The organism is Pseudomonas amygdali, from assembly GCF_002699855.1.
In the GTDB taxonomy this organism is placed as follows: domain Bacteria; phylum Pseudomonadota; class Gammaproteobacteria; order Pseudomonadales; family Pseudomonadaceae; genus Aquipseudomonas; species Aquipseudomonas amygdali.
The window spans coordinates 1-11,330 of the sequence record NZ_LKBW01000065.1 but is presented as its reverse complement, the minus strand read 5'-3'; the positions used below and the strand labels follow the sequence as shown (position 1 = coordinate 11,330).

Annotated in this window: 12 protein-coding genes and 1 pseudogene; 11 read left to right on the top strand and 2 right to left on the bottom strand. The window is 58.3% G+C overall.

Going from position 1 to position 11,330, the window contains the following annotated elements; genetic code table 11:
• Positions 1-210: 210 nt before the first annotated feature.
• On the bottom strand, positions 211-489 hold the full coding sequence (gene rpsT / locus AO277_RS06855) for a 30S ribosomal protein S20 (RefSeq protein WP_003344603.1): 279 nt from the start codon (positions 487-489) through the stop codon (positions 211-213).
• Positions 490-739: 250 nt separating this feature from the next.
• On the opposite strand from rpsT, the gene murJ reads away from it, so the two are divergent.
• The 6 genes from murJ (at position 740) to ispH (ending at position 8,152) form a co-directional block, all read left to right on the top strand.
• Positions 740-2,278, top strand: a complete 1,539-nt coding sequence (gene murJ, locus AO277_RS06850) for a murein biosynthesis integral membrane protein MurJ (protein WP_044319800.1) — start codon at positions 740-742, stop codon at positions 2,276-2,278.
• Between the two features lie 122 nt (positions 2,279-2,400).
• On the top strand, positions 2,401-3,327 hold the full coding sequence (gene ribF, locus AO277_RS06845; RefSeq protein ID WP_044319801.1) for a bifunctional riboflavin kinase/FAD synthetase: 927 nt from the start codon (positions 2,401-2,403) through the stop codon (positions 3,325-3,327).
• A 20-nt stretch (positions 3,328-3,347) separates the two neighbouring features.
• A complete protein-coding gene (gene ileS, locus AO277_RS06840) occupies positions 3,348-6,179 on the top strand; it encodes an isoleucine--tRNA ligase (RefSeq protein ID WP_002551979.1) in 2,832 nt (943 codons plus the stop codon).
• The gene (lspA, locus tag AO277_RS06835) at positions 6,172-6,678 is read left to right on the top strand and encodes a signal peptidase II (RefSeq protein WP_003371110.1); all 507 of its coding nucleotides are present in this window, start codon (positions 6,172-6,174) and stop codon (positions 6,676-6,678) included. The genes ileS and lspA overlap by 8 nt, the downstream gene beginning before the upstream one ends.
• The gene (locus AO277_RS06830) at positions 6,671-7,147 is read left to right on the top strand and encodes an FKBP-type peptidyl-prolyl cis-trans isomerase (protein WP_002551981.1); all 477 of its coding nucleotides are present in this window, start codon (positions 6,671-6,673) and stop codon (positions 7,145-7,147) included. Before lspA ends, AO277_RS06830 begins: the two co-directional genes overlap by 8 nt.
• A gap of 57 nt (positions 7,148-7,204) precedes the next feature.
• Positions 7,205-8,152: a 4-hydroxy-3-methylbut-2-enyl diphosphate reductase gene (gene ispH / locus AO277_RS06825; protein WP_044319802.1), complete on the top strand. Its 948-nt coding sequence runs from the start codon at positions 7,205-7,207 to the stop codon at positions 8,150-8,152.
• Between the two features lie 6 nt (positions 8,153-8,158).
• Here ispH and AO277_RS06820 read toward each other — a convergent pair whose 3' ends face one another.
• Positions 8,159-8,659 carry a GspH/FimT family pseudopilin gene (locus AO277_RS06820; RefSeq protein ID WP_044319803.1) on the bottom strand — a complete coding sequence of 167 codons (501 nt, stop codon included), beginning with the start codon at positions 8,657-8,659 and terminating at the stop codon, positions 8,159-8,161.
• A 131-nt stretch (positions 8,660-8,790) separates the two neighbouring features.
• Between AO277_RS06820 and AO277_RS06815 the strand changes: the two genes are divergently transcribed.
• The 5 genes and pseudogenes from AO277_RS06815 to AO277_RS06795 form a co-directional block, all read left to right on the top strand.
• Complete coding sequence (locus AO277_RS06815; RefSeq protein ID WP_002551984.1) at positions 8,791-9,264, top strand: GspH/FimT family pseudopilin; 474 nt, start codon at positions 8,791-8,793, stop codon at positions 9,262-9,264.
• Positions 9,264-9,779, top strand: coding sequence for a type IV pilus modification protein PilV (gene pilV / locus AO277_RS06810; RefSeq protein WP_044319804.1), 516 nt, complete (start codon positions 9,264-9,266; stop codon positions 9,777-9,779). Before AO277_RS06815 ends, pilV begins: the two co-directional genes overlap by 1 nt.
• Positions 9,776-10,483, top strand: a complete 708-nt coding sequence (locus tag AO277_RS06805) for a PilW family protein (RefSeq protein WP_044319805.1) — start codon at positions 9,776-9,778, stop codon at positions 10,481-10,483. Before pilV ends, AO277_RS06805 begins: the two co-directional genes overlap by 4 nt.
• 11 nt (positions 10,484-10,494) lie before the next feature.
• Positions 10,495-10,989, top strand: a complete 495-nt coding sequence (locus AO277_RS06800) for a pilus assembly PilX family protein (protein ID WP_031596953.1) — start codon at positions 10,495-10,497, stop codon at positions 10,987-10,989.
• Positions 10,976-11,330, top strand: a pseudogene (locus tag AO277_RS06795) (pilus assembly protein); the annotation flags it as partial. The gene AO277_RS06800 and the pseudogene AO277_RS06795, both read left to right, overlap by 14 nt.

Here is an 11,330-nt window from a genome sequence, read left to right as displayed (position 1 = left end):
CACAATATTCTTTCACGGCTGCGAGTTTTGCCTGCACTGTATATTTACCCATGACGCCTCCAAAGGTTGCGTCCAACCTTCGGGGGTCATACCATCCAGCGTGGGAATGTCTGTCGTGACGCTCTGCGTCACAAGTTCCGTTGCACCGGCTACTTTCCAGCAGGCAATAAAAAACCGACCCTGAGGTCGGTTTTTTAACAAGCGGGTCGCTTAGGCTGCAGCAGCAAGGCTCAGAGCCTTGATGTGACCGTTCAGACGACCTTTATGGCGAGCAGCCTTGTTCTTGTGGATGATGCCTTTATCGGCCATACGGTCGATAACAGGAACAGCCAGAACATAAGCGGCTTGCGCTTTTTCTGCGTCTTTTGCGTCGATGGCTTTAACTACATTCTTGATGTAGGTACGAACCATGGAACGCAGGCTGGCGTTGTGGCTGCGACGCTTCTCAGCCTGTTTTGCACGTTTTTTGGCGGAAGGTGTGTTGGCCACCGTCGAGCTCCTCGAAAGACTTTGTGAAATAGCAAACAAAATAGGCCGCGAATCATGCCGATGAGTTGAAGTCTTGTCAAGGGCAGTTAAGGTGTTCCGCTGAGTGGTTGCTACATTTGACCGGAGGATTTATTTCCGGCCTGTGACCTGTAAACTCGCGGCCTTTGCTTCGGGCGTTTTTGCGGCGCGAAGTATCGCATAAATGGCGGGCTTAATCGCCCATCCTTTGCCAAGGCGCACAACTCTTTCAATGAATCTACTCAAGTCACTCGCCGCCGTAAGCTCTATAACCATGGTTTCCCGGGTTCTGGGCTTTGTTCGCGACACCATCATCGCGCGCATTTTCGGAGCCGGAATGGCCACCGATGCGTTCTTCATCGCCTTCAAACTGCCCAACCTGCTGCGCCGGATTTTCGCAGAGGGCGCTTTTTCCCAGGCGTTCGTGCCTATCCTGGCGGAATACAAGAGCCAGCAATGGGAGGAGGCGACCCGCACCTTTGTCGCTTACGTTACCGGGTTGCTGACCCTGGCGCTGGCGCTGGTGACGCTGCTCGGAGTGATCTTTGCACCCTGGGTGATCTGGGCCACCGCGCCCGGCTTTGTCGACACCCCGGAGAAGTTTGCGCTGACCTCGGACCTGCTGCGGGTGATCTTTCCTTATATATTGCTGATCTCCCTGTCATCGATGGCCGGGGCGATCCTCAATACCTGGAACCGTTTCTCGGTGCCTGCGTTCGTGCCGACGCTGCTCAATGTCAGCATGATCTTCTTCGCGCTTTTTCTGACCCCGTACTTCGATCCCCCTGTCATGGCGCTGGGCTGGGCGGTGCTGGTCGGCGGCCTGCTACAGCTGCTCTACCAGCTGCCACACCTGAAAAAGATCGGCATGCTGGTGCTGCCGCGCCTGAATCTGCGTGATACTGGCGTCTGGCGCGTAATGAAACAGATGCTGCCCGCCATCCTTGGCGTTTCTGTCAGTCAGATTTCTCTGATCATCAATACGATATTTGCCTCGTTCCTTGTCGCCGGTTCGGTGTCATGGATGTACTACGCCGACCGTCTGATGGAATTACCCTCCGGCGTACTGGGTGTTGCCCTGGGTACGATCCTGCTGCCGATCCTGTCGAAAACCTACGCGCAGCGCGATCGTCAGGAATATTCGCGGATTCTCGACTGGGGGCTGCGACTGTGTTTCGTGCTGGTCCTGCCTTGCACATTGGCGCTGGGGTTGCTCGCCGAGCCGTTGACCGTTTCGTTGTTCCAGTATGGTAGATTCGATGCGCTTGATTCAGCCATGACCCAGCGTGCTCTGGTTGCCTATTCAGTCGGCTTGCTGGGGATCATCCTGATCAAGGTGCTGGCCCCCGGCTTTTATGCCCAACAAAATATCCGCACCCCGGTGAAAATCGCGATCTTCACCCTCATAGTGACTCAGTTGCTCAACCTGGCCTTCATCGTGCCCTTGCAACATGCCGGTCTGGCGCTGGCCATTAGTGTTGGGGCGTGTATCAACGCTGGGTTGCTGTTCTGGCAGCTGCGCAAACAGGACCTGTTTCAGCCGCAACCTGGCTGGACTGTGTTTCTGTTGAAGCTGTTAGTCGCTGTTGCGGTGATGTCGGCTGTGCTGCTCGGGCTCATGCACGTCATGCCGGCGTGGGACGAAGGTCATATGCTGGAGCGCTTTCTGCGTCTGGGTGCGCTGGTTGCGACGGGTGTCGTTACTTACTTCGCCATGCTTCTGTTGCTGGGCTTTCGCCTGAGGGATTTCGCCCGCAAGGCCATTATGTAGGCCCGGTTTGATCGTTGTTTTCTGGGGCCACGCCAAGAACCTTCATCCGGTCTTGGTGTGTTGCCTGTCGCCCACGGCCGTGTGTGGTTATAATCGGCCACTTTATGAGCAAGAAGTGCGTTATGCAGCTGGTTAGAGGCCTTCACAACCTGCGCCCCGAACATCGGGGCTGCGTCGCCACGATTGGCAATTTCGACGGCGTTCACCGCGGCCACCAGGCTATCCTGGCGCGTCTGCGCGAGCGTGCCGTCGAATTGGGTGTGCCCAGCTGTGTGGTGATTTTCGAGCCGCAGCCGCGTGAGTTCTTCGCTCCCGGGATCGCTCCGGCACGTCTGGCCCGACTGCGTGACAAACTCGAGCTGCTGAGTGCCGAAGGCGTTGACCGGGTACTTTGCCTGTCCTTCAATCAGCGACTGTGCAAGCTGAGTGCCGCGAGTTTCGTCGAAACCGTGCTGATCGACGGCCTCGGCGTTCAGCACCTCGAAGTGGGCGACGATTTTCGCTTCGGTTTTGACCGGGTCGGCGATTTTGACTTCCTGCAACAGGCCGGCACAACGTATGGATTTACTGTAGAAGCGGCGCAGACCGTTGAAATAGATGGCATCCGGGTCAGCAGTACCAAGGTACGCAAGGCCTTGGCTGCGTCGGATTTTGCCCTGGCCGAACGCATGCTTGGTCGTCCGTTCCAGATCACTGGACGGGTATTGCATGGTCAGAAGCTGGCGCGTCAATTGGGTACGCCCACCGCCAATGTGCAACTCAAGCGTCGTCGTGTGCCGTTGAGCGGGGTTTACCTGGTCAGCACGGAAATCGATGGCAAAACCTGGCCGGGGGTCGCCAACATCGGTGTGCGCCCGACGGTAGCGGGTGATGGCAGTGCCCACCTTGAAGTGCACCTTCTGGATTTTGCCGGCGATCTTTACGACCGGCGTTTGACGGTGGCTTTCCACCACAAGCTGCGTGATGAGCAGCGTTTCGCCTCACTGGAGGCGCTCAAGACGGCGATCAATGCGGACGTCGCCGCCGCCCGTGCCCATTGGCATGGCTAACTGCTAAACAAGAGCCTGAAATGACTGACTATAAAGCCACGCTAAATCTTCCGGACACCGCCTTCCCCATGAAGGCCGGCCTGCCCCAGCGCGAGCCGCAAACTCTGCAGCGCTGGGACAGCATTGGCCTGTACCAGAAGCTGCGCGAGATTGGCAAGGATCGTCCCAAGTTCGTCCTGCACGACGGTCCTCCGTACGCCAACGGCAATATTCACATCGGTCACGCGGTCAACAAGATTCTCAAGGACATGATCCTGCGTTCCAAGACCCTGGCGGGCTTCGATGCCCCGTATGTGCCGGGTTGGGACTGCCACGGTCTGCCGATCGAGCACAAGGTTGAAGTGACCCACGGCAAGAACCTCTCCGCAGACCGTACGCGTGAGCTGTGCCGCGCCTATGCGTCCGAGCAGATCGAAGGCCAGAAGTCAGAATTCATCCGTCTGGGTGTGCTGGGTGACTGGAGCAATCCATACCTGACCATGAACTTCGCCAACGAAGCCGGGGAAATCCGCGCGCTGGCCGAGATGGTCAAGGGCGGTTTCGTCTTCAAGGGCCTCAAGCCGGTCAACTGGTGTTTCGATTGCGGCTCGGCACTGGCTGAAGCCGAAGTCGAGTATCAGGACAAGAAGTCCTCGACCATCGACGTCGCGTTCCCGATCGCCGATGAGGCAAAACTTGCGGCGGCGTTCGGCTTGCCCGCGCTGGGCAAGCCTGCCTCCATCGTGATCTGGACCACCACACCGTGGACGATCCCTGCCAACCAGGCGCTGAACGTTCATCCCGAGTTCGAATACGCGCTGGTCGATGTCGGCGACAAACTGCTGGTACTGGCCGCCGAACTGGTCGAAAGCTGTCTGGCCCGTTACAAGCTGGAAGGCACGGTCATCGCGACCACCACCGGTCAGGCGCTGGAGCTGATCAACTTCCGCCACCCGTTCTACGACCGCCTGTCGCCAGTCTATCTGGCTGACTATGTCGAGCTGGGTGCCGGCACCGGTATCGTTCACTCCTCGCCTGCCTATGGCGTAGACGACTTCAATATCTGCAAGCAGTATGGCCTGAGCAACGACGACATCATCAGCCCGGTGCAGAGCAACGGCGTGTATGTCGAGTCTCTGGAGTTCTTCGGTGGCCAGTTCATCTTCAAGGCCAACCAGAACATCATCGACAAGCTGGTCGAAGTCGGCAGCCTGATGGACACCGAAACCATCAGCCACAGCTACATGCACTGCTGGCGACACAAATCGCCATTGATCTACCGCGCCACCGCGCAGTGGTTCGTAGGCATGGACAAACAGCCTGAGAGCGGCGAGACCCTGCGCAAGCGTGCGGTCAAGGCCATCGAAGACACTGAGTTCGTTCCGGCGTGGGGCCAGGCGCGTCTTCATTCAATGATCGCCAACCGTCCTGACTGGTGCATCTCGCGTCAGCGCAACTGGGGCGTGCCGATTCCGTTCTTCCTGCACAAGGAAAGCGGCGACCTGCACCCACGCACCGTCGAGCTGATGGAAGAAGTGGCGCAGCGTGTCGAGAAAGAGGGTATCGAAGCCTGGTTCAAGCTGGACGCCAGCGAGCTGCTGGGTGACGAGGCTGCCAAGTACGACAAGATCTCCGACACCCTGGACGTCTGGTTCGACTCGGGCACCACGCACTGGCACGTATTGCGCGGTTCGCATCCGATGGGCCATGAAAGCGGTCCACGTGCCGATCTGTACCTGGAAGGTTCCGACCAGCACCGTGGCTGGTTCCACTCGTCGCTGCTGACCGGTTGCATGCTGGACGATCACGCACCGTATCGCGAGCTGCTGACCCACGGCTTTGTGGTCGACGAGAACGGCCGCAAGATGTCCAAGTCGCTGAACAACGTAGTGGCACCGCAGAAGGTCAACGACTCGCTGGGTGCGGACATCATGCGCCTGTGGGTATCGGCGACTGACTATTCGGGCGAAATGGCGGTTTCCGACCAGATCCTGCAGCGTAGCGCCGATGCTTACCGTCGTATCCGCAACACTGCGCGCTTCCTGCTCTCCAACCTGTCGGGCTTCAACCCGGCAACCGACATCCTGCCGGCCGAAGAAATGCTCGCGCTGGACCGTTGGGCCGTGGATCGCACGCTGCTGCTGCAACGCGAGCTGCAAGAGCATTACGGCGAATACCGCTTCTGGAACGTGTACTCGAAGATCCACAACTTCTGCGTGCAGGAGCTGGGTGGGTTCTATCTGGACATCATCAAGGATCGCCAGTACACCACGGCTGCCGACAGCACCGCGCGTCGTTCCTGCCAGACCGCACTGTTCCACATCTCCGAAGCGCTGGTACGCTGGATCGCGCCGATCCTGGCGTTCACCGCCGACGAGCTGTGGCAGTTCCTGCCCGGCGAGCGCAATGAATCGGTGATGCTCAACACCTGGTACGAAGGCCTGACCGAAATGCCTGCCGACTTCGAAATGGACCGCGCCTACTGGGAACGGATCATGGCGGTGAAGACGTCGGTCAACAAGGAAATGGAAAACCTGCGCGCGGCCAAGGCCATTGGCGGCAACCTGCAGGCCGAAGTGACCCTGTACGCTGAAGATTCGCTGGTCGCCGATCTGTCGAAGCTGAGCAACGAACTACGCTTCGTGCTGATCACTTCGACTGCCAGCGTTGCTCCATTGGTGTCTGCTCCGGCTGATGCGGTGGTTACCGAGGTCGCGGGCCTGAAACTCAAAGTGCTCAAGTCCAGCCACGCCAAGTGTGCCCGTTGCTGGCACCATCGCGAGGATGTGGGTGTAAACCCTGAGCATCCGGAAATCTGCGGCCGTTGCGTAGACAACATCAGCGGTGCAGGCGAGGTCCGTCACTATGCCTAACGCCTCGTTTGGCCGTCTGGCCTGGCTGTGGTTGAGCGTGCTGGTTCTGGTCATTGACCAGGCCAGCAAGTATTACTTCGAGAACGCGTTGACCCTGTACCAGCAGATCATCGTGATTCCGGATCTGTTCAGCTGGACCCTGGCCTACAACACCGGTGCCGCCTTCAGTTTTCTGGCTGATGGTGCCGGCTGGCAGCGCTGGTTGTTCGCCCTGATCGCAGTGGTGGTCAGCGCTGTGCTGGTCGTCTGGCTCAAGCGTCTGGGGCGTGACGACACGTGGCTGGCCGTTGCACTGGCGCTGGTACTGGGCGGCGCACTGGGCAACCTCTACGACCGTATCGTGCTGGGCCATGTGATCGACTTCATTCTGGTCCATTGGCAGAACCGCTGGTACTTCCCGGCGTTCAATGTCGCTGACAGCGCGATCACTGTCGGCGCAATCATGCTGGCGCTGGATATGTTCAAGAGCAAGAAAACCGGAGAAACCGTCAATGACTGAGCAGTCTTCGACTCAAGGCTCGTCTGGTGAGCTGCGCATCGGTCAGAATACGCAGGTCACCTTGCACTTCGCCCTGCGTCTGGAAAACGGCGATACCGTCGACAGCACCTTCGAAAAGGCTCCGGCCACGTTCAAGGTTGGTGACGGCAACCTTTTGCCCGGTTTCGAAATGGCGATTTTCGGCTTCAAGGCGGGCGATCGTAAGACCGTGGAAATTCCGCCGGAAAACGCCTTTGGTCAGCCCAACCCACAAAACGTGCAGATCATGCCACGCTCGCAGTTCGTGGGAATGGAACTGTCCGAAGGGTTGCTGGTGATCTTCAACGACGCCGCCAATACCGAATTGCCCGGCGTGGTGAAGGCTTTCGATGATGATCAGGTAACCATCGACTTCAATCACCCGCTGGCAGGCAAGACACTGAGCTTTGAAGTGGAAATCTTCGAAGTGAAGGCGATTCTGGCTTCCTGACCTTCGCCATCAAGCCCGGCCCAGGCCGGGCTGCCCGTACCAACCATGAGGCACAGCATGCAAATCAAACTCGCCAACCCCCGCGGCTTTTGTGCCGGAGTGGACCGCGCGATCGAAATCGTCAATCGCGCTCTGGAAGTGTTTGGTCCGCCGATTTATGTGCGCCATGAAGTCGTTCACAACAAATTTGTCGTCGAAGACCTGCGCTCTCGTGGTGCGATCTTCGTCGAAGAGCTGGACCAGGTGCCGGATGATGTCATTGTCATCTTCAGCGCCCACGGTGTTTCCCAGGCGGTGCGTACCGAAGCAGCTGGCCGTGGCCTGAAAGTATTCGATGCCACCTGTCCGCTGGTGACCAAGGTGCATATCGAGGTCGCCCGTTACAGCCGTGACGGCCGCGAGTACATCCTGATCGGCCACGCCGGTCACCCGGAAGTCGAAGGCACCATGGGCCAGTACGACGCCAGCAATGGCGGCGCGATCTATCTGGTCGAAGACGAAGAGGACGTCGCCAGCCTGCAAGTGCGCAACCCTGATTCCCTGGCGTTCGTGACCCAGACCACCTTGTCGATGGACGACACCAGCCGGGTGATCGACGCGTTGCGCAAGCGCTTCCCGGCCATTGGCGGGCCGCGCAAGGACGACATCTGCTACGCCACGCAAAACCGTCAGGATGCGGTCAAGCAACTGGCCGACGAGTGTGACGTGGTATTGGTAGTGGGCAGTCCGAACAGCTCCAATTCCAACCGCCTGCGCGAACTGGCCGAGCGCATGGCGACTCCGGCGTACCTCATCGACGGTGCCGAGGACATGCAACAAGGCTGGTTCGAAGGCGTCGAGCGTATTGGCATCACGGCTGGCGCGTCCGCTCCGGAAGTTCTGGTGCGTGGTGTGATCCAGCAATTGCAAGCCTGGGGCGCCACCGGTGCGGATGAACTCGCCGGTCGCGAGGAGAACATCACGTTCTCCATGCCCAAGGAATTGCGCGTCAAGTCGCTGCTCTGAAGCTGCCTAGCCGCACAACGCAACATCACGCTTCGTGTCCTCTATCCTGACCCGTCCAGTCGGCGCAACTATCACGCGATAGCTTCTGACCGGCTGGTCGTTTAGGCACACATGCAACGTGCCGTTGGTTCTGTTGCGCAAGTTGCCCAGGCCGTTGAAACTCAGTCGCTCCGTCACTTTCTGGTTGCCGACCACGCGGGTCATTCCGCCATTGGCGCGCTCTACAAGCAGCGTATCGTTTTCGTCGGGGCCTTTGCCGTCCAGGTCGAGTATGATCCGCCAGCCGTTGCTCCAGTCACCTTCAATGGCATGAATCGTCACAATCTGATTGCGCGTTATAGCGGCGACTCTTGCCGAACGGATACCGCTGGCCAGCTCCTGAGCGGCGGCGAGCCCGCGACTGGATTCGATCAGTTGCTTGAAAGAAGGTGTTGCGACGTTGGCCAGAATGCCGATCAGTGCAATGACGATCAATAATTCGATCAGTGTGAACCCTGCATGCCTCATATGCTTTCCTCCCTGGAAACCGCGGTTTCAGAACCTTGCGGGCGTTCGTCGTCACAAAACAACCGTACGTCCCGCTATGGATTTTCCTGCGGCATTGCTGCCTTATAGTCGTAACGTCTAGGAGACACTCAATGCGTCATATAGCCAAGGGATTCAGCCTCATCGAATTGTTAGTCACTGTGTCCCTGGTGGGCATCCTGGCGGCTATCGCTATCCCGAATTTCACCAGCTCCATCCAGAGCAACAAGGCCGATACCGAACTCAGCGATTTGCAGCGGGCGCTCAACTATGCGCGACTCGAGGCGATAAACAGGGGAGTGGCGGTGCGTATAGCGCCGACCAGCGGGACGGCGTGGACCAACGAATTGCAGGTGTATCTGGTTTCCGATACTCAGACGACGCCCACTGCGCTGCGAAAAATAGCGGCCATGAGCAGCGGCGCCACGCTGGTGGCCGATAACAATGCCACAGCAATTGATTTCAACAACCTGGGCGCGCTCATTGCCCCGGCTGCGGCGGTGACCATGACTTACACCCGAGGCACCATTAGCAAAACCATAAAGGTCTGTCTGACCGGTCGTATCACCTTGGGTGGAGGCTGCTAATGGCTGGTGAAACCCGATATCGCCAGACCGGTATGACCTTGATCGAGGTACTGGTCTCGGTATTGATTCTGGCCATCGGCCTGCTGGGCGCCGCGGCCATTCAGCTCAACGCGCTCAAGTACACCGACAGCGCGACCATGAGCAGTCAGGCGAGCTTCATTGCTTACGACATGATGGACCGCATCCGCGCCAATGTTGATGGTAATGCCAGTGCCAATGGGTCGACCAATGTACTGGCGACTTATGCCTTGGCGAATCTGGATGCGGCGCCAGCGGCCAATCCGAACGATGTCAGAGCGCAGGATCTCTCTGATTTCAGAGGCAACATCATCAACTTTGCAGGCTCGAGCGGTACCGGCAGCATTGATATCACCGGAGCTCCTGAAGTGACCATTAACATCGGCTGGAGCGACACAAGGGCTGCGGGATCGAGCAATCAGGCAACCGGGAACACGACCGGCAGCCCGAGCAACCGGAGTTTTACGCTGACCTCGCGGATCGGGGTCAACCCATGAGAAAGCTTTCCAGAGGCTTCGGTCTGGTCGAAATCATGGTGGCGCTGGTCCTGGGGCTGGTGGTCAGCCTGGGTATCGTGCAGATATTCACGGCTGCCAGAGGCACCTACCAGAGCCAGAATGCCGCAGCGCGGATGCAGGAGGATGCGCGTTTCCTGCTGAGCAAACTGATTCAGGAAATCAGGATGACCGGCATGTATGGCTGTCTGAGCTTCAAAAACTACACGCCTGTATCTCCTGCTATCCAGTGGCCGATCGCACTGGATACTCCAATTCTCTGGGATAATCCGAGCAGGACGCTGACGCTGGTGACTGCCGACGTGGGGACCACAGGCAGTACGCCCACCTGGACCATCGTTTCAGACTGTCAGTCCAAGACGCAGCTTTACGCCAGTACTCGTGCGCCAGATACGGGGCAGACGGCCTTTCCGTTGCGGCAGTTGGTCTACACGCTCAGCGGAACAGACTTGACCATAAAATATGGCACGGATGGCACTCCGCAGCCGCTGTTGCAGAACGTCGCGGACTTCAGTGTTTCTTTCGGCATGACGGGTAACCCGATGTCCTATACCACGGCTGTTACCAAGGCCAACGCCGACGCTGTGCGCAGTGTGCGTATCAGCCTGACGCTGCAGGATGGGCAGAACGGCATCGTCAAGCCTCAGCAGTACAACCTTGTCGCTTACTTGCGTAATCGCTTTTGAACGGGCCGGGCATGAACAGGATCGTGCGATTCAAATCGATACAGGCTTTCCCTGCACGGCAGGGCGGTATGGTGTTGCTGGTCAGTCTGGTGTTTCTGCTGCTGCTCACTTTGCTGGGTATCTCTTCCATGCAGAACGCCACGCTGCAGGAAAAGATGGCGGGAAGCGTCACCCTGCGCAATCAATCCTTCCAGAAGGCCGAAGCGGCATTAAGGCTGGGTGAGTCTTCGATCAAGGTGGCCGGATACACGCTGGCCAAGTGTACAAACTGCGCCCCACCCGCTGAATCAACCACGCTGACCGCCGCGGGAGTGGGGGCGTCCGGGGTGAGCTGGCTGGCAGCAGCAGGTGGTGGCTTTTACGGTGTACAGAATCTGGGGACCACTGCGACACCTGTGAATCGGCCACCGATCTGTACCGGGACAGTAACGCTCTATCGCGTGACATCAGTCGCTATTCAAGGCACGTCGCGCACGGTGCTGGAGAGTATTTATGCCAATTGCTGAGAAACTCCGTCGCAGCCTGAAGTATCTCGGCGGTGCGCTTTTGGCTTTTTATGCCCTTACGCCCGTGTATGCGTTTACGCCAGCACAAGTACCGTTGCTCAGTGCGTCGGCCGTGCCGCCTAACCTGATGCTGCTGGTGGATAACTCCGGGAGTATGTACAACATCATCTGGGCCGCCGGCTTTGATCCGACGGTGACCAATCGTCCGTCGATTATCTATGCGCAGCCAGGGTCATGCGGTGTTTTTAACTGCAGAGGCGTCTCCATTGGGAGTATCAGTTTTTTTGTGTTCGGGCTGGTTAGGGCCTGCCGTCAGGCAGGCCCTTGTTTTACCAGCTCGG